Source organism: Clostridium sp. (assembly GCF_051654825.1).
Classification (GTDB): domain Bacteria; phylum Bacillota; class Clostridia; order Clostridiales; family Clostridiaceae; genus Clostridium.
Genome location: NZ_JBOFYU010000058.1, coordinates 1 through 17588, shown reverse-complemented (window position 1 = coordinate 17588; position 17588 = coordinate 1). Strand labels below are relative to the sequence as shown.

Here is a 17588-nt window from a genome sequence, read left to right as displayed (position 1 = left end):
GGAGTTAGTATGCAATGTTAGATCGCATACTGAGGGGGATTGTTTATTAGATATTAGTTTAAGTAACAATATAGAGAATATAAAAGATATTGAAAATAAAAAATATATAATGGTAAATATTGCAGTTGTAAATTATTCTTAATAATCCTCCAGAAAGAGGAATAATAAGTAAATCACATTTGCATGTACCAGGTACTATATATAATTTGTTATTAATAAAAGATGAGGAGAATAAAAGTGAATAAAAGAATTGAATTAAAGTTTAATAATAGCATTACTAGATTAGCTGGAAATGAATATGGTCAAGATATATATAATAAGCAAGTAAAAGATGAAATTGATTTTCAAGGTATTAATATAATTGTAATTCCAAGGCATATTGAAGATATAGCAATTTCATTTGTTCAAGGATTTATATGTGAAATATTAAATCATATTAGCAAAGATGAATTTAATGAACACTTTGTAATTGAAGCAAATGAAAAAATAGTTAATAAATTTAAAAAGTCAGTTTATTTTTAGGAGTATTTAATGAAAGATTTTATTAATCAAAATTTATTGGATATAATTAGTTTGCTAAAGTTTTAAAGGACTATTATTCCGGTATATAGTAATAAATCAGATATATTTAGAGTTTATAAATTGAATAATTGTAATATTATGAGTGAAATTATATTTATATTAACATTACAGATTAGAAATGAATTAAAATTGAATAAATGTATAGTTAAAGAACACTGTTTAGTGTTCTTTTTTAATATTGACCAAGTGGTTTGCTAGTAGTAAAATAATAACAGACCACTTGGTTTGTTTTTGCGAAGGGAGATGTATTATGAGTAGAGAAGAAAAAAATAAAATTAGCAAAGAAAAAATATTAAAAGCATCTATAGAAGAGTTTGGTGAAAATGATTATTTTAAAGCATCAACAAATTCTATATGTAAAAAAAGTGAAGTATCTAAGGGGCTTTTATTTCATTATTTTAAAAGTAAGGATGAGCTTTATTTATGGTGTGTTAAAACCTGTGTAGATGAATTAGTTCAATACATTAATTCTAACTATAAAGGAACCTTTGAAGAAGTAGAACAAAATTTAAATGAGTATTTTACTTTAAGAAATGTATTTTTTAAAGAGCATCCCTTTTATGGAGATATTATAAAAAATACAATAGTAAATCCACCAAAGCATTTAAATAAAGAAATAAAAGAATCAAAGGAAAATCTAATAAACTTAAATAAAGAAATATTAAATAAATTATTAGATAAACTTTCATTAAGAAATGGTATAGATAAGGAATCGGTAATAAAGTTAATCTTTAATTTTTCTGATTATTTATTAGTAAATGGAAGTGAAATTAATGATGAAGAGACTAATAAACAATTGATTATATTTATTGATATGTTATTTTATGGAGCTGTAAAGAGGGGGGAGGAATAGGATGTTAATTGGGATATTAAAATTAATATCATTTGTGTTAATAGCAATATTAATGGGAAAACTAGTTGCAAAGGTTAAATTGCCAGCAATACTAGGATGGCTTATAACAGGAATAATTATAGGACCTTATGCATTAGGTTGGATGAGTCAGGAATTATTAGATAGTACATGGTTTAAGGTAGTTGTTAATATAGTACAAGTAGGAATAGGTATGCTTATAGGAACAGAATTAATATGGGAAGACATTAAAAAATCAGGTAAGCAAATCTTAACTATATGTTTTACAGAAGCAATGGGAGCATTTTTAGTAGTAACTCTTGCATTTGGAGTAATTTTTGCTTTTACTGATATACCTTTATATTTAGCATTTATATTTGGAGGAATAGCTCTTGCAACAGCACCAGCCCCTTCATTATCTATAATTAATGAATATAAGGCTAATGGACCAGTATCTAAGACATTAATACCTTTAGCAGCCTTAGATGATGTTATAGGACTAGCTGTATTCTTTACAGTAATAGGTGTGGTATCTGGAATGGTATCAGGTGGGAGCATGCCTTTATATATAATTCCACTTATGATAATTCTGCCAGTGGTATTAGGTGTAGTACTTGGATGGGCAGCATCATTTATATTAAGAAAAGATATGAATAAGACTAAAACTAGGATAACAACTTTTACTTCAATAGTTATAGTAGGTTTAATAGGAATGACTATTAATCATTTAGTTGGATCAGAATTATTAAACTTAATGCTTGTAGGAGTAAGTTTTACTGCTACCTTTGCTAACTTAATGAAAAAGGAAAGATTGCATCAAATAAATAATGATATGAATCCTATAGTTGGAATAATAATGGTTATAGGAATATTATATTTAGGTGCTCCTCTTGATTATCACTTAATAATTGGAGCAGGTGCATTTACATTTATTTATATAGTAGCTAGAGCTATAGGAAAAATAGGGGGAGCTTACTTTGGAGCAAGAGTAAGTAAGGCACCAGATACAGTTAAAAAATATCTTGGGCTTACATTATTACCACATTCAGGAGTATCATTAATATTTACAGGAATAGCAGTAACAACGCTATCACCATCAGTACCAGAATATGCAAAGATAATTCAAGGAACTATTGCAGCAGCTGCAGTAATAAATGAAATAATTGCAGTATTTTTAGCAAGACAAGGATTTAAATGGGCTGGAGAGCTAGATAGTGAAGAGGAAGTAAAGGAATGTACAGTTTAATTACTTGATTAAACATTTAAAGAGATTAAGGGCTAAAGCCTTTAGTCTCTTTTTTAGATAAAAATAAAAAATCCATCTATTTTTTCAAAAAATAATCTTACTGCATATATATAAAGTGTAGGAGGTGATAGCATGGCAGCTAATTCAATTTTAGTTCAAAATGCAATGTCTGTTAACTATAGAACAGGAACAGACTCAAAAGGAAGGGATGTTTATAAAAAGCAAACCTTCAAAAATCTTAACGTTGATGCAACAGATGATGAAATAATCTCATTAACTGAAGCAATCCAAAAGGTGTTTGAATACACAATATCAACTATCAAGAAAGAGCAAGGCTTTGTAGTTGTTAAAAACTAATGACTTGGGGAGGCATAACTAAGCTGGTTAAGAAATTAATCAAGGATAGTATGTCTATAGTCAAAAGCCTACTACCATTTACCTTTTATATTAATATTGAAATTACTATAGAGAGAAATGGTAGTGAAGAAAATAAAAGAAATAAGGAGGATGGACTATGTTAGAAAGAACTTTAGTAATGTCCTTTAAGGACACTATGGGCAAGAAGGTTAACTTAAGGATTCAAGATGTTAAGGAAACAATCAAGGATTCTGATGTTGCTGATTTAATGACAGAAATAATAGACAACAAGATAATTTTATCAACATCAGGTGAACTGACAGAAATAGTTTCTGCTGAAATAGTGTCAAAAGAAACTACACAAGTTGTGCTTTATTAAAAATAGGTAATATAAAGATAAGCAATCTATTAATTTAGGTTGCTTATTTTTTATTAAATTTATAAAGTTAATAAAAAATTATCATATGCATTATAGAATATAATAGTAATGGCAAATAATACTAATATGGTATAATAAATTAATAATATATTCATGGGTGGTGATAGATATGATGTTAGATGAATTAGCATCTATTATATTATTTTTAAATGAGACTACAGGGTTTAATATTAAGGATTCAAAAAAAATAATTAATAAATCAAATATATTAACAGCATTAGTTAATGTAAATGAAGATGAATGGATACAATCAGAGTCTCAATTATTAAGTGAATTTTTAAGGGAAATTGGATGTGATATAAAATCAAATCCCGATGAAATAAAGAGGTGCATTGATATTTTTATGGAGGGAAAATAATGAAGGGGTATTCGTATATTAGATTAATTCAACAAGAAAATAAATATGATAAAAATCAAATTATAAATAAAAGTTATAGCACACAAGATATATTATTAAATCTAACTAAGGAAGTTAAATTTAAGCGTACAATATCAGAAGAAGCAGAATTAAGGAATATAAAGAGAAATACTTTAATATATAGACAAATTTATAAAGTAGTACTAGAAACACTAAAAAATAGTGAAAACTATTATAGCAAATCATATAGTTTAAATAAAATAGACTATACATATTTTCAAGATAAAATAGAAAATATAAAAAATAATGATTTTAATAAATCTACTCCATTAAATGCACTAAAGGTAAATTGGTATTCTGATACTGTTATAGAGTATGAAATTTTAAAGAAATATTTAAAAAGTGAACTGATAGAAAAAGTTACTTATGAAAAGATTGGCAATAATAATTTCAAGATTTTAAAAAAGTCTGATGGTACGTTAACTTATAAAATTAATAAGGAGAAGAGCAATGGAAGTAATAAATGAAGCCTTATTAGAAAAAGATTTGTATCACGGAACTGTTAATAATTTTACAAAACCTGATTTATCAAAATCTATAAGAAGTTTAGATTTTGGAAGAGGTTTTTATTTAACTACCATAGAGGAGCAAGCAAGAATATTTGCTAAATCAATAGAGGATAATAGGCCTAAGAACTCTGAATTTGCAGGGAAAAGGATAAATGTATATAGTTTTGAAAAAGAAAAAAGAGATATGATTACTATAAAATCTTATGAAGATATTAATATAGATTGGATGTACTATATAATTAAGTGTAGATCAGAAATGGATGATATGGAAGGAATAGATATAGTAATGGGGCCTGTTGCAGATGGAAGAGGTCGAGAGTTAATAAATAAATCTAGAACTTTAATGAAGGACTTACAAGAAGAATCATTAACTAAAGAAGAATTAGAAGAGGAGTTAAATGATTTAATTAGTGACTTTAAATTTAATAAATATAGTAATCAAATAGTTTTAAAAACAGAAAAAGCAATAGACTCTGTTAAGTATAAAAGAATAATAAGTATAAGATAATTCTTATGAGGTGATAAAGTGAAGGCAGATATAGTTACAGGATTATTAATTCAAATGTTTAATTTATATAATATTCCACTTGATGAAGGATATAAAATTTTATTAGAAAATGGATTATTAGATAAGATCCCAGAGGAAGCTAAAGAAGATGAATTTTATAAATATTTAGATGAGGTTAAAAAGGTTTTATCATAGATAAAAAAATATTAATTGTATGGTTTGGGTAAGGGGATAATGATGGATAATACACAAAAACAATTTTTAGAGTTACTATCTAATTCAATTAGAGGTAAACATGATATAAGAGAATATGAAAATGTTAATTGGAATGAAATATTAACTCTTGCAAAGGCTCATAAGGTAGAGGGAATAATTTTCTCAGCTTTAAAGAAATCGGGACTATGGAAAAATATTAACAGTGAAGAGTTTGATTTTCTAAAAAGATTAACATTTAGTACAGGTATAAGACAAATAAAAAGTATAGGTTGTTTATCTAATATATTTACAAAACTAAAGGAAGAGGAAATAGAACTTATAGCTTTAAAAGGCTTAGTGGTAAGGAATTTTTATCCTCAGCCAGAGCAAAGAAGTATGTGTGATGCTGATATATTAATACATAAAGAGGATTTGGAAAGATGTAAAAATATTTTATTGGATATGGGATATATATTAGATGATCATGAAGCTTCACATCATATAAAGTTATTCCATAGAACAGAGCCAGTAATTGAAGTTCATTGGCATATTATTAAAAGAGATGGATTTAGTGGTGATTTAGATAAGTTTGAAGAAGATATATGGAAAAGGGTAACTCCTGTTAAAGTAGGGTTTTCAGAAGTTTTATCATTAGATTATGAACATTTAGCCCTTCACTTATGTATGCATATGGGGGCTCACTTAGCTTCAACAGGCTTTGGATTAAGACAGCTTTGTGACCTAGTTCTTTTAGTAGAAGAAAAGGGTGATGATATAAACTGGAATAGATTTTTAGAAGAGTCAAAAGTTTATGGATTTGAAAAGTTTAATTTAGCTATGTTTGCTCTTTGTAAAAGACTATTTAATATGGATTTACCAAAGGAAATAAATGTAGATGATATTATAAACACTAATTATATGGATGCCTTAATAACAGAAATATTTGAAGCTGGCGTTCATGGTAAAAAGGACATAGTTAATAGCTTAGGTAATCAACTAGCATTTAACTTTGAAGATAAGGATAATAATGCAACATTAGGAGCTGTAAAAAGATTTGCAGGATTCATTTTTCCACCAGCAGATAAAATGTCGGACAAGTATTCTTATGCTAAAAAGTATAAGGCATTAACTCCCATTGCATGGGGTCATCATTTAGCTAATGGAGTACTTAATAGTGATTATAAATTAAAAGATAAGGTTAAGGTTGTAAGCACAGGAGTAGGTGTTTCTGTTAAAAAGAATAAGCTACTTCAATGGTTAGACTTATAAGGAGAGTCAGAAGGATGGGGAAGTTATCGATTTTAGCTAGAAAAACAAAAAGTTTTATAGGAATAGACAACAAGGTAAAGTGGAGATTTATAAAGACATTTATCTATACTGCAATAGCAAGAATGGTTATTTTATTTTTACCATTTAATAAGCTTAGAAAAAAAATGGGTACAAAGGGATTAGAATCGCCAGAAAAAGTAGATAAGGAAACATATAAGGTAGCAAGAGATATAAGTTGGATAGTTATACAAGCTAGTAAATATACTCCTTGGGAAAGTAAATGTTTAGTGCAAGCTCTTACAGCTCAAAGATTAATGAAGGAAAATGGAATTCCAACTACAGTTTATTTAGGTGTAAAAAAGGGAGCTAACAACGAAATCCTTGCCCATGCATGGACAAGATGTGGAGAATACTTTTTAACAGGCGGAATAAATAGAGGAGAATACACTGTAGTAGCAAAATTTTCTAGTTTAAATAATTAGTATAATTAAAAAAATAATATAAAAGGCATATAAACTAGGTAAAAAGTTTATATGCCTTTTAAATATTTGCAAATAAATATTTAAGTTTTTAGTAAGAATTTATAAGTAAAATAAATTTTAAATTAAAACAAAAATATAAATATAGTTTATATAATGTTAAAGTTTTTTATAGTTATTTTACTTAAATGTAAAATAATGATAAAATTATATAAAGATGGATATAATAAGATTATATAATTTTAATTTATGTATTAGAAATTTAGTGTATTTAGATTTTAGGAATTTAGATTTTAGGAATTTATAAGGGAGGGAATTTAAATGAAGAAATGGAGATGTCCAAAAATTTATACTATTGGAATAGAAAATACAAATGAAATAGAGCAGAGAAGACCAAACCCTAATATACCAGGGCGCTGTGGTTTTTGTAATAATATATTTAATAATGTAGAAGATTTTTATGATCATGAAACTAAGTTAGATGGAAAAGCTGGATATGAATGTGAAAAAGCACCAACTAATGGAGAATGTGAATCAATATTTATTCCATTGTCATAAAAGAAGCCATATTCTTTCATAGAATATGGCTTCTTTTTTAAACTAATTCAGCTGCAACTTCTAAAATACTTTCTTTAGAAACTTCTTTTACATGACCTCTTTCTAGCTTTATTATTTTATTACATATATCTAAAGCTGATGGTCTATGTGTAATTATTATACATGTTGGACTATGCTTTAATGACCTTATTTCTCTTAATACATTTACTTCTGTTTCTGGATCTAGAGCTGATGTTGCCTCATCTAAAATAAGTATTGGCTTTTCTCTTAAAAAGGCTCTAGCTATTGCTATTCTTTGAGCTTGACCTTCTGATATACCATGTCCTTTTTCTCCAACTAAGGTATCTAGACCATTTTCTAGTTCATTTATAAAATCAAGTGCACAGGCTGCTTTTAAAGCTTCCTTTATTTCTTCATCTGTTGCATTAGGCTTACCATATTGAAGATTTTCTTTTATAGTTCCAGAGAATAATGTATTTCCTTGAGGAACGTAGGAAATTAAATTTCTATGATTTCTATCTATATTTTCAGATTTTCCAGCTTCATTTAAAACTACTTGTCCTTTTTTACCCTTTATAAGTGAAAGGATTAACCTTATCATTGTAGTTTTTCCTTCCCCTGATGGTCCTACAAAGGCTATAGTTTCTCCAGATGGAATGTCTAATGTTATATTTTCTAAGATAGTAGCTCCATCATTATATCCAAAGGAAATATCTTTAAATATAATTTCAGGATTAGTAAAGAATAAAGTTTCTTTAGGTTTAATATTTTCTTCAAGATTTAGTTCTTCAAGTTCCATTAATCTTTCAGTAGCAGCTATTGCGCCTATTAATCTAGGAAATATTCCAGCTAGTCCTGAAAATGGTCCTTGAATATTAGAATAAAGCTGAAGCATTGCTGTAAATGTACCATATGTCCCTAGCCCCTTAGATATATTTAATGCTCCCCAGCAGAAAATAGTAAAGTAAGCTAAAGTAGAACAAAGCCCCATAGACATACCTGATATTACGCTAAGCTTTGTGTTTTTCATTGCAAGGTCATATTTATCTTTTTGAATGTCTTCTAGTTTTCCTAGATTTATTTTTTCCATACAAAATGTCTTAACTATCATTATATTTTGTATAGTTTCTTGCATAAATGATCTATATCTTACATCAGCTTCTTGGCTTTCTTTATAAAGCTTTTTAAGCTTTCCTGCAAATAATCTACTTATTATTAATAATACAGGTCCTATAAATACAGCTGCTATAGCTATAGATGGGGCAAGCATTACTAATGTAGAAAATGATGCTATTAAAGTTACTGAAAGAGATATAATCGCTGGAATAGTTCCAAGTAATGTAGATGTTATAGTTCCTACATCAGATGTAATTCTAGTTAATAGACTTACGCTATGAAACTTTGATTGTTCTTCCCATTTGCTATAAGTAACATGCTCATAAATTCTTTTTTGCATCTTTTGAGTTAAAGACATTGAAGCATGAGTGCTCATAAATGATGTTATTGGGCTTATAAGAATTCTACCAAACATAATTGTAGCCATTACAATAAGCCATTTTATAACGGCAGGTGTGTTACCAGCTATTGCAGAATCTATAAGAGATTTAGAAACTAATGCATTATATACCCCTATAAGTGATAAAGCAGAGCTTACCACTATTGTAAAGATAAGAAAGGGTATTACAGGTTTAGATTGTCTTAGTATCCATTTTACTTTTACCCATAATTCTTTTACTTCTTTAAATACCATAAAATACTCCTTATTAAGTTATAAAATATTCCACTTATAATGGTAGCATTTTTAATAGAAAAGTGAAATGTTTATTGTATAAATAGCATGATGAAAAATAAGATAGTTTCAACAGCAGAGTTTCTAGCTTATATTTACTCTTTGACAAGTATAATTAGCTATACAAGTCCATGCAGTTGTTTTAGGGATATTACAACAGGGACTGCAGGAACCTTTTCAGCTACTGTAGGTTGGGATTTTGTAACTGGACTAGGAATACCAAATATAAGAAATTTAATATGTGCACTTGAAAATCATTAAATAGTTTTCTTATATGTTAGAATAAATATAAAAAATTAGCTGAAGCACAATTTTAAATTTTAATCTTGTGTAACAGCTTTTTTTCATTACTAGAAGATCGCTTAGAAAAAGAACATAATGAAACTAAAAGTAAGTTATCAAGAATAGATAAAATAAAGCTATTATTTGATGATACAATATTAACTTTAGATAAAATGTTAGAAGAATATATGCATAAAGAAAATAAAGAAATGAAGTAGCAGTTACTGAAATAGTAGACAGTTGCAGGACGTAAAATATATTAAATTGCAAAAAAATTTATATGCAATAATATTAAGTGGACTAGTAAAAATAGTCCACTTTTTGTATTTTACTGAAAGACAGTTGTCACCCCTCTAAAAGACACCTTATTTTCTTAACAGTTTATTAAAAACAAACCTAATTTAATCTTAAAGATTAACAAAAGTTAATAATGGACAAGTGATTTTTATTAATTTGATATCCAATTTTATATAGTGAAAAATAGTATATAAGTATTCAGTATAGCTTTATTATCCATGACAAAAAAGTGAATAATAAAGATTTAAAATATATTATTAGAGGTTTACAATGTAAAATATAATTCGTCATAAATAGTGTCAAATTTACAATATATGAATATTATATTATTAAGTGAGCTTTGATAAAAAGACCTTAACAAAGGAGAAGGAATTACATGAGTACTTCAGGTTCAAGGAAAAATAACAGAGGCTTCTTATATAATATTGATTTTAGTAATGCTGGTTTTACTAGTTGGTTTGAATCAAGAGGTTGTCCTGTTGGGCAAGCTTATAGACAAGGGTATAGAAATGGATGCAAATCAGGATATGCTCAAGGCTATAAAAGAGGAAAAGCAGAAAGAAATTCTCAAGGAACTAATAGAGGAAGAACAGAATCATATGAGCAAGGGTACCAAAAGGGATACAAACAAGGTACTAGAGATGGGTATAGAAAAGGAAAAAACCAAGGTTATAGTGAAGGATTTCAAGATGGAACTGCTCAAGGTTTTGGAGCTGGATATGAAGCTGCATTAAAAGGCGAGAATTGTCAAAGTTCATCCTTTGATGGAGCAAATGTTAGGAGAAATGAAGAAGCTCCTAATTTTAATAATTTTAACTCTAGAGGTGAGGAATTCTATTCAGAACAAGAAAGAAATGAATGGAATAACTATAATAGATCTAATCAAGGAAATGGATGGAACAATGATTATAGTTCAGAACAAGGAAATGGACGGAACAACCAATGTAGTTCAGGACAAGGAAATAGATGTAGCAATAATTGTTGGGAAGGACAAGGAAATAGATGTAGCAATAATTGTTGGGAAGGACAAGGAAATAGATGTAGCAATAATTGTTGGGAAGGACCAAGAAATGATTGGAGCGATGATTATAGAGCAAGAGAAGGAAATGAAAGGTACACTAATGACAGATACGAAGGAAGAGAGTTTGATAGAGAAGACTTTAGGAGAGGATCAGAATCTCCAAGAGACGATGAATTTAATAACTTTATGTCCGACTTGTAAAAGTCTTTAGATAAATCAGCATTAAAGCAATGTTAATACAAAAGCTTAGGTTATTTATAATTTAAAATAGACTAAAGAAAAATAAATAGAACCGAGATATTTATAGATATAATAAATAAGGATTTATAAGGAGTTTAGTTGGGAGATTATTATAATTCTTTAATTTTAAATTATATTTATTTATATGAGTTGTTCGTTAAATCTTTAAAAGTATTGTTTTGAAGATTTACTAAGAGAAAAAAGCTACAGGATTATGTAAAATCCTGTAGCTTTTTTAATGTCTAAAGTTGTCATACGAAATTTAAAAAAATTTATTCCAAAATTTCAAGAAATGGATATTATTGATGTAATTAATAGTACAGAGGTTTTTATAATAAACCTTATTCAATAAAATTGGAGGAGATAAAAATGAAAAATAAGTTAATGTACAATATTTTAGGTTTTAAGCAAGCGGAATTAGTTAATCTTAAATTAGATTTAAATGATACATTAATTATCAATTACATATCTAATTTTATAAAATCAGGAAAGATGGTAACTGAAAAAGTTAATGGAGAAGAATTTTATTGGGTGGATTATAAAAGCTTATTAGAAAGTTTACCTATCTTAAATTTAAAAAAGGATGCTCTATATAAAAGATTAAAAGCTTTAGAAAAGAAAGAGATATTAAAGCATTATACTAAAAAATCTGAGGGAACTTATTCCTTTTATGCATTAGGGGATAAATATGAAGATCTACTTTATAAAAATACAAACCATTCAGGAAAAATATCTAGTGAGGTTAAGGAAAATAAACTTCATGGGGGTGGAGAAAAATCAGGAACAAAAGATTCTGAGTTAGAAGACTCTTTTAATAATGATTCTGTAGTAAAAGAAATGGATATAGAATTAGTAAAGGAAGTTATAAGATACTTAAATTATATGACTAGAAGTGAGTTTTCATATGATAATAAAAATTATATTAATTTAATTAAAAGATGGGCATTAGAAGGATATACTAGAGAGGATTTTAAAAAAGTTATTAATAGAAAATCATCAGAATGGGGAAGTACTGAGTTTAGTAAGTATCTTAGACCAGAAACCTTATTTGGTGATAAGTTTTATAAATATATAAATGAGAAATTTAAGGTAAATGGATTTAATAATTTTGAACCAAGAGACTATGACTATGAAAGGTTAGAAAGACAACTATTAGGTTGGGAAGATAAAGATTAATAAAAATATATAAATTATATTAAAGTTATAAAAAATATGTAAAATTTTATGTTTATATGAATGATGAAAAAAAGTTTAAAATAAGAAAAACTGTAACTTAAAAAAGAAAAATTAGAAAATTCAAAATATTTTGAAAAAATATATTTACAAACAAAAGTTTAATGTGGTAATATATGTATAATAAAAAATACACAATTTAAATAAAAAATAATTAATAAGGAGAGATTAATCATGCAAAATGAAACAGTAAAAATTCTTGACAGCATAGGTAAGGCTCAAATTATTAAAAAATATGACAATGTCATAAGAGAAGTTTGTAATTGTTTTTATATCAAAAATTATGGACAAGATGATTTATATCAAATAGGATATATTGAAGCTATATCTGTAATTGATAAGTTTGATTCTGAAAAGGGAATTTCTTTTAGCAGTTTTTTAAGAAAATGTATAAGAAATCAAATGATAAATTTGATAAATAAAGAGTGTAAAAAATATGGAGTAAGTTTTTCAAGTGATGATGAAGAGTATATGATTCCAGTAGTTGATGACATACAGAGTGAAATAGACATAGAAGAGGAATATGTAAGACGGGAATTTACTAAGGCTTTAATTTCTATTATTAATGGTTTATCAAAGGAGCAAAGAATTTTACTGAAAAATATTTATGTAGATGGAATATCGTTAAATGAATATGCAGTTAAAAATGGTGTAACTTATTATAAGGCAGCTAAGATTCAAAAGGAAATGCTAAAGGGTTTACTAAATAAAATAGAAGTAAATTGGATTGGATAATAAGGGCAAAAAAAGGTGACAAGAAAGCAAGAGAACAGCTATATGAAATATGTAGACCTTTGATAAAAAGTGTTTGTAACAATTATTATGTTATAGGATATGATAATGAGGATTTAGAACAAATAGCAACAATAGTGTTTTTAAAAGTTATAGATGGATTTAATATTGATGCTGTTCATAAGAGGAAGTATAACTTATATACAGATAGTTATGAAATAATAAAATACGAAAACATAAAAAACTCAGATATAGAATGGATAGCATTTTTAGCTTATTTAAAACGAGCTATAAAAAATCGTATTATAGATGAGATACGAAAGGAAGAAAAACGTATATATATGAACTACAGTAAAAGTAGTATATCTAAAAATAAAGTAATAAATGTGAAAGAAAATAGTAAAGATAGGCATCAGGTAGAAAGGCATAAATGCATTAGAAGTAATTTATTATTAAACCTAGATCTTTTTCCTAGCTTAGAAGAGAGTTATATAGAAAGAGAAAAATCAAAGGAAATAAGAGACATACTTAAAGGATTATCAATTAAAGAAAAAAAGCTAATAAATTCTATTTATAATGAGGGGATTTCTTTAAGGGAGTATTCTATAAGAGAAAATATTACTTATAATAATGCATACTATTTTAGAAGGAAACTACTTAAAAAGCTTAAGATATTACTATATAATATATAAATTTTAACTAAGTTTATCTTTGATTAAATTTTGATAAATGCCTTATGAATAGGCACCTAATTATGTAAATTGACTTACAGAGTTAGGTGCTAATTCTTTAAAAAAAATATAACTTTATACAAAGTGTAAAATTAATTTTGTTTACTAAGAAAAAATTAACAATTTGTTTAATAAGTGTTAATAAAATCTTTGATTTTATGTGATAAATTATTAATAAGATTTGTGGAAAAAATATACAGTTGGGAGGGGAGATACGTTTGCTAGTGAGACTAAGAATTGATTTAGCAAATTTATACCAGGAAAAAGGATTAACTAATGATGTGTTAGAGTTAAGTAGAAAATTAGATCAATTGATTGTAAAAGAGCAAAAAGATATAATTGATAAATATAAGAAAGCTGTGTAGATAGAGTTAAATCTATCTATACGGCTTATTTTTTTACTTATTTTTAGGCTAATAACTTTTAATTTTTCCTTAATAATTTTTAACTAATAATATGAACTTTATTAATAATTATTAATAACAAATAGAAATTATGGAAATTATATAGTAAAATTAAGAAAAGAATGTAAAAAATGTGTTGGAAATAAAATTTAATTAAGCATTATGTTGATTAAGAAATATAAATGTCGTTTATTGTTTATTTAAAATTATAATAAAGGCATAAAAGCAAATACTATAAATATAAACCTTAAATTTATATCATGACTTAATTGAATATATATTTTAGCTATATGATTACATTATAAAAACTATATAAAATAGGTTAATAGATTTGGTAAAGCTGGGGAGGGAGAAAGTTGGTTGTAGTAAATAGGCGTGAGCTTAAATATGCTATTAGTGAAGTTGATTATTATAGATTAAATCAAACCTTTAAGGCAATCTTAAAAGAAGATAAAAACAATGGGGAAAAAGGTTATACAATAAGAAGCCTTTATTTTGATTCTAGAATGAATGATGACTATTATGCAAAAATGTCTGGGGAAGAAATAAGAAAAAAGATAAGGCTTAGAATTTATAATACTAATACAAAGTGGGTTAAGCTTGAAATAAAGAAAAAGCTTAATATAAATCAAATAAAGGAAACTGTAACTATTACTAGAGAAGATGCAATTTCTTTAATTAATAAGGATTATAGTGTTCTTTTAAAATATAAGGAAGACACAGCTAGAACTATTTATAACATTATGACTATTGGTCAATATGAGCCTGTAGTTTTAATTGATTATGATAGGGTGGCGTATTTGCATGAGGAAAACTCAATAAGAGTTACCTTTGATAGTAATATAAGGTCTAGTGAAACTAACTTTGATATGTTTTCAGACAATGTTCCTATGGCACCCATATTTGACCACTATCATACAATTTTAGAAGTAAAGTATGATGGGGAATTATTTTGTTGGATTTCTAGCGTGTTAAATGCACCAGATGTTGTATATCAATCTTTAAGTAAGTATTGCTCAGGAAGAAGATTCTTTGACAATTACTTATCTTAAAAAAAATTATAAATAAACAAATGAGGGAGAAAAAAACATGAGAGATATTTTATATGAATATTTAGTTACTAATCAAAAGGATATTACTATTATAAAATCTGTTGAAATACTAACTATTGCTTTAATTTTAGGACTTATAATTTTTACTACTTATAGAATTACCTTTAGTGGAGTTATGTATAATAGAAAGTTTAATGTTTCCTTAGTTATGTTAACTTTAGTAACAGCTATGGTTATGCTTGTAATTAGTGGTGATATTGCTTTATCACTAGGTATGGTAGGGGCATTATCTATTGTGCGTTTTAGAACTGCAGTTAAGGACCCACGAGATACAGCTTATATTTTCTGGTGTATTTCAGTAGGTCTTAGTGTTGGAACTCAAAATTATATGGTTGCTATAGTAGGTACATTATTCTTATTTGTTATATTAACTATATTTAGTATTGGTGGTTTTGGTAATGAAGATAGATTTCTTCTTATTATAAGAGGACCAAGATTAAAGGAAGAAGAAATAATGAGTAGTGTATTTAAGTATTTTAAAAATAGCCAATTAAGAGCTAAAAATTCTGCTGGAGACAGTATGGAAATAGTTTATCAAATTAAGATAAAGAAAAATAAAGACCATAGTATTGTTAAGGAATTATATGCTATTGAAGGTGTAAGTACTGTAAATATAATAGCTCAAAATGGAGAAACAATAGGGTAGGTGAATAGTATGAAAAAAAGATTAATATCTATCTTTGTTTCAGCTATTACTATGTTTCAATTATCAGCTTGTAGCGTAGAAGCTCCTTCAAATATAGAAGGGCCTTCAGTAGAAGATTCATCAAATGTAGAGGCTACTAAAAAAGATGATAAAGTAAATAGAGTTATAGAAAAGGAAGGGGAGTTTGGATTCAATCTCCCTTTAGTCATAATAAATACTAATGGAATTAAGGTAGAAAAAGATACAGATATTTTTGGAGAAGTAGCTATTTACAATAATGAAGGAGAGATAAATTATTTATCAGATTCTCCAGAACTAGAAAGTAATGCAAGAATAAAGCTAAGGGGAAGCTCTTCTAAGCATTATCCTAAAAAGCAATTTAATCTTGAGCTTTTGAATAAGGATGGGGAAGAAAGAAATGAAAGAGTTCTTGGGATGTCTAAGGATTCTGATTGGATTTTTAATGCGCCCTTTGCAGATAAATCTTTAATGAGAAATTATTTAGCTTATAATGTTACAGGTCAATTTATGGAACATACTCCAAAGGCAAGATTTTGTGAAGTATTTATAATTGATGATGGAGCAACAGAACTAAAAAGCAATCATTATAAGGGTGTTTATGTAGCTATTGAAAAGATAAAAAGAAATGATGAAAGAGTAGATATAAGTAAAACAGATATCAGGATGGAGGAAACTAGCTTTATAGCTGCTAAGGATAGGGTAAAGGAAGGGGATGTTTTTTATAGAAATTATGGTTCTGAAACTTATCTTTATGATTATAGGATAGTAAATTCTTATCCTAAAGATCCAACTCCAGAACAAGCTAATTATATTACTAAGTGCATTAGTGAATTTGAAAGAGTTCTTTATTCTGATAAGTTTAAGGATAAGGGAGAAGGATATTCTAAATATATAGATGTAGATACATTTGTAGATTATTACATAGTAAATGAGTTTTTCAAAAATACTGATGCAGGTATTTTAAGTACTTATTTTTATAAGGATTTAGGAGATAAGATAAAAGCAGGGCCTATTTGGGACTTTAATGTTTCTATGGGTAATTATGAAGTGCCAGGTATAGATTATTTAGATCCAACAGGGTTTTATATGGCTCAAGCATCTTGGTTTGATAGGTTATTAGAAGATAAGGCTTTTGTATCAATGGTAGTTAAGAGATATAAGCTTTTAAGAAAAACTTATTTAAGTGATGAAAGCTTAGTAGAATTCATAGATGAGGGGGTAAATAAGCTAGGTGAGGCTGTAAATAGAAACTTTAATGTATGGCCAATTTGGATGTGTAATCAAGAGGAGCTATTTAGATTTAGACCTTTAGATTTTGCTCCTTTAAATAGTGACCCTAAGCTAATAGAAGATTATATGAATAAGCATAAATCTCTTTTAAAGAATACCGACAATAGGGCAAAAACCTATGAGGAGGAAATTTCTATGTTAAAGAAATTTATAACTAAAAGAGGTAAGTGGATGGATGAAAATATAGAAAGCTTATTTAAATTTACTGAGTAAGGAGGAGAGATAAATATGAAAAAGTTTTTAGCCTTTTGTGTAGCTATATTTATTCTTCTTATTACTGTAAATAAAACCTTTTTATTTAAGTTAGATACAGATATAAGGGCGATTTTTTTAGGTGAAGAAAAATCTGTTTATAAATTTAAAGCTGAAGGAAAAGACAT

General features: G+C 27.1%; 23 protein-coding genes. 22 read left to right on the top strand and 1 reads right to left on the bottom strand.

Annotated features, from left to right (window positions below; genetic code table 11):
- The first annotated feature begins 237 nt into the window (after positions 1–237).
- From ACRDBA_RS03705 to ACRDBA_RS03650, 12 genes are all read left to right on the top strand, one after another.
- Positions 238–522: a hypothetical protein gene (locus tag ACRDBA_RS03705; protein WP_438571582.1), complete on the top strand. Its 285-nt coding sequence runs from the start codon at positions 238–240 to the stop codon at positions 520–522.
- Between the two features lie 310 nt (positions 523–832).
- On the top strand, positions 833–1435 hold the full coding sequence (locus ACRDBA_RS03700; protein WP_438571581.1) for a TetR/AcrR family transcriptional regulator: 603 nt from the start codon (positions 833–835) through the stop codon (positions 1433–1435).
- A gap of 1 nt (position 1436) precedes the next feature.
- Complete coding sequence (locus ACRDBA_RS03695) at positions 1437–2678, top strand: cation:proton antiporter (protein WP_438571580.1); 1242 nt, start codon at positions 1437–1439, stop codon at positions 2676–2678.
- Between the two features lie 132 nt (positions 2679–2810).
- Entirely contained in the window at positions 2811–3035 is a 225-nt protein-coding gene (locus tag ACRDBA_RS03690; protein WP_438571579.1) for a DUF1659 domain-containing protein, read from the top strand.
- Between the two features lie 157 nt (positions 3036–3192).
- Positions 3193–3414 (top strand): DUF2922 domain-containing protein, encoded by a 222-nt coding sequence (locus ACRDBA_RS03685; protein WP_438571578.1) that lies wholly within the window; start codon positions 3193–3195, stop codon positions 3412–3414.
- 169 nt (positions 3415–3583) lie between these two features.
- Positions 3584–3832 carry a hypothetical protein gene (locus ACRDBA_RS03680; RefSeq protein WP_438571577.1) on the top strand — a complete coding sequence of 83 codons (249 nt, stop codon included), beginning with the start codon at positions 3584–3586 and terminating at the stop codon, positions 3830–3832.
- Positions 3832–4359 carry a hypothetical protein gene (locus ACRDBA_RS03675; RefSeq protein WP_438571576.1) on the top strand — a complete coding sequence of 176 codons (528 nt, stop codon included), beginning with the start codon at positions 3832–3834 and terminating at the stop codon, positions 4357–4359. Before ACRDBA_RS03680 ends, ACRDBA_RS03675 begins: the two co-directional genes overlap by 1 nt.
- Positions 4343–4909 (top strand): DUF3990 domain-containing protein, encoded by a 567-nt coding sequence (locus ACRDBA_RS03670; RefSeq protein ID WP_438571575.1) that lies wholly within the window; start codon positions 4343–4345, stop codon positions 4907–4909. The genes ACRDBA_RS03675 and ACRDBA_RS03670 overlap by 17 nt, the downstream gene beginning before the upstream one ends.
- A gap of 18 nt (positions 4910–4927) precedes the next feature.
- Positions 4928–5104, top strand: coding sequence for a hypothetical protein (locus tag ACRDBA_RS03665; RefSeq protein WP_438571574.1), 177 nt, complete (start codon positions 4928–4930; stop codon positions 5102–5104).
- Positions 5105–5146: 42 nt separating this feature from the next.
- Positions 5147–6373, top strand: coding sequence for a nucleotidyltransferase domain-containing protein (locus tag ACRDBA_RS03660; RefSeq protein WP_438571573.1), 1227 nt, complete (start codon positions 5147–5149; stop codon positions 6371–6373).
- Positions 6374–6387: 14 nt separating this feature from the next.
- The gene (locus ACRDBA_RS03655) at positions 6388–6855 is read left to right on the top strand and encodes a lasso peptide biosynthesis B2 protein (RefSeq protein WP_438571572.1); all 468 of its coding nucleotides are present in this window, start codon (positions 6388–6390) and stop codon (positions 6853–6855) included.
- A 318-nt stretch (positions 6856–7173) separates the two neighbouring features.
- Complete coding sequence (locus ACRDBA_RS03650) at positions 7174–7410, top strand: hypothetical protein (RefSeq protein WP_438571571.1); 237 nt, start codon at positions 7174–7176, stop codon at positions 7408–7410.
- Positions 7411–7447: 37 nt separating this feature from the next.
- Here the strand turns inward: ACRDBA_RS03650 and ACRDBA_RS03645 are convergent, their stop codons facing one another.
- Positions 7448–9160 (bottom strand): ABC transporter ATP-binding protein, encoded by a 1713-nt coding sequence (locus ACRDBA_RS03645; protein ID WP_438571570.1) that lies wholly within the window; start codon positions 9158–9160, stop codon positions 7448–7450.
- An 87-nt stretch (positions 9161–9247) separates the two neighbouring features.
- On the opposite strand from ACRDBA_RS03645, the gene ACRDBA_RS03640 reads away from it, so the two are divergent.
- From ACRDBA_RS03640 to ACRDBA_RS03595, 10 genes are all read left to right on the top strand, one after another.
- Positions 9248–9460 carry a hypothetical protein gene (locus ACRDBA_RS03640; RefSeq protein WP_438571569.1) on the top strand — a complete coding sequence of 71 codons (213 nt, stop codon included), beginning with the start codon at positions 9248–9250 and terminating at the stop codon, positions 9458–9460.
- Between the two features lie 65 nt (positions 9461–9525).
- Positions 9526–9699 (top strand): hypothetical protein, encoded by a 174-nt coding sequence (locus ACRDBA_RS03635; protein WP_438571568.1) that lies wholly within the window; start codon positions 9526–9528, stop codon positions 9697–9699.
- A gap of 455 nt (positions 9700–10154) precedes the next feature.
- Entirely contained in the window at positions 10155–11000 is an 846-nt protein-coding gene (locus tag ACRDBA_RS03630; RefSeq protein ID WP_438571567.1) for a hypothetical protein, read from the top strand.
- Positions 11001–11408: 408 nt separating this feature from the next.
- Entirely contained in the window at positions 11409–12215 is an 807-nt protein-coding gene (locus ACRDBA_RS03625) for a conserved phage C-terminal domain-containing protein (protein ID WP_438571566.1), read from the top strand.
- A 231-nt stretch (positions 12216–12446) separates the two neighbouring features.
- Complete coding sequence (locus ACRDBA_RS03620) at positions 12447–13007, top strand: sigma-70 family RNA polymerase sigma factor (RefSeq protein WP_438571565.1); 561 nt, start codon at positions 12447–12449, stop codon at positions 13005–13007.
- Complete coding sequence (locus ACRDBA_RS03615) at positions 12995–13696, top strand: sigma-70 family RNA polymerase sigma factor (protein WP_438571564.1); 702 nt, start codon at positions 12995–12997, stop codon at positions 13694–13696. Before ACRDBA_RS03620 ends, ACRDBA_RS03615 begins: the two co-directional genes overlap by 13 nt.
- 263 nt (positions 13697–13959) lie before the next feature.
- Positions 13960–14100, top strand: a complete 141-nt coding sequence (locus ACRDBA_RS03610) for a Spo0E family sporulation regulatory protein-aspartic acid phosphatase (protein ID WP_438571583.1) — start codon at positions 13960–13962, stop codon at positions 14098–14100.
- A 395-nt stretch (positions 14101–14495) separates the two neighbouring features.
- Positions 14496–15191: a polyphosphate polymerase domain-containing protein gene (locus ACRDBA_RS03605; protein ID WP_438571563.1), complete on the top strand. Its 696-nt coding sequence runs from the start codon at positions 14496–14498 to the stop codon at positions 15189–15191.
- 37 nt (positions 15192–15228) lie between these two features.
- Positions 15229–15897: a DUF4956 domain-containing protein gene (locus ACRDBA_RS03600; protein WP_438571562.1), complete on the top strand. Its 669-nt coding sequence runs from the start codon at positions 15229–15231 to the stop codon at positions 15895–15897.
- Between the two features lie 9 nt (positions 15898–15906).
- Positions 15907–17421, top strand: a complete 1515-nt coding sequence (locus ACRDBA_RS03595; RefSeq protein WP_438571561.1) for a CotH kinase family protein — start codon at positions 15907–15909, stop codon at positions 17419–17421.
- Positions 17422–17588 lie beyond the last annotated feature (167 nt).

Bases quoted from the DNA above. Each gene is read 5' to 3' on its own strand.
- ACRDBA_RS03700 (WP_438571581.1), top strand. From the start codon at position 833: ATGAGTAGAGAAGAAAAAAATAAAATTAGCAAAGAAAAAATATTAAAA.
- ACRDBA_RS03695 (WP_438571580.1), top strand. From the start codon at position 1,437: ATGTTAATTGGGATATTAAAATTAATATCATTTGTGTTAATAGCAATA.
- ACRDBA_RS03690 (WP_438571579.1), top strand. From the start codon at position 2,811: ATGGCAGCTAATTCAATTTTAGTTCAAAATGCAATGTCTGTTAACTAT.
- ACRDBA_RS03685 (WP_438571578.1), top strand. From the start codon at position 3,193: ATGTTAGAAAGAACTTTAGTAATGTCCTTTAAGGACACTATGGGCAAG.
- ACRDBA_RS03680 (WP_438571577.1), top strand. From the start codon at position 3,584: ATGATGTTAGATGAATTAGCATCTATTATATTATTTTTAAATGAGACT.
- ACRDBA_RS03675 (WP_438571576.1), top strand. From the start codon at position 3,832: ATGAAGGGGTATTCGTATATTAGATTAATTCAACAAGAAAATAAATAT.
- ACRDBA_RS03670 (WP_438571575.1), top strand. From the start codon at position 4,343: ATGGAAGTAATAAATGAAGCCTTATTAGAAAAAGATTTGTATCACGGA.
- ACRDBA_RS03660 (WP_438571573.1), top strand. From the start codon at position 5,147: ATGGATAATACACAAAAACAATTTTTAGAGTTACTATCTAATTCAATT.
- ACRDBA_RS03655 (WP_438571572.1), top strand. From the start codon at position 6,388: ATGGGGAAGTTATCGATTTTAGCTAGAAAAACAAAAAGTTTTATAGGA.
- ACRDBA_RS03650 (WP_438571571.1), top strand. From the start codon at position 7,174: ATGAAGAAATGGAGATGTCCAAAAATTTATACTATTGGAATAGAAAAT.
- ACRDBA_RS03645 (WP_438571570.1), bottom strand. From the start codon at position 9,160: ATGGTATTTAAAGAAGTAAAAGAATTATGGGTAAAAGTAAAATGGATA.
- ACRDBA_RS03640 (WP_438571569.1), top strand. From the start codon at position 9,248: ATGATGAAAAATAAGATAGTTTCAACAGCAGAGTTTCTAGCTTATATT.
- ACRDBA_RS03630 (WP_438571567.1), top strand. From the start codon at position 10,155: ATGAGTACTTCAGGTTCAAGGAAAAATAACAGAGGCTTCTTATATAAT.
- ACRDBA_RS03625 (WP_438571566.1), top strand. From the start codon at position 11,409: ATGAAAAATAAGTTAATGTACAATATTTTAGGTTTTAAGCAAGCGGAA.
- ACRDBA_RS03620 (WP_438571565.1), top strand. From the start codon at position 12,447: ATGCAAAATGAAACAGTAAAAATTCTTGACAGCATAGGTAAGGCTCAA.
- ACRDBA_RS03600 (WP_438571562.1), top strand. From the start codon at position 15,229: ATGAGAGATATTTTATATGAATATTTAGTTACTAATCAAAAGGATATT.
- ACRDBA_RS03595 (WP_438571561.1), top strand. From the start codon at position 15,907: ATGAAAAAAAGATTAATATCTATCTTTGTTTCAGCTATTACTATGTTT.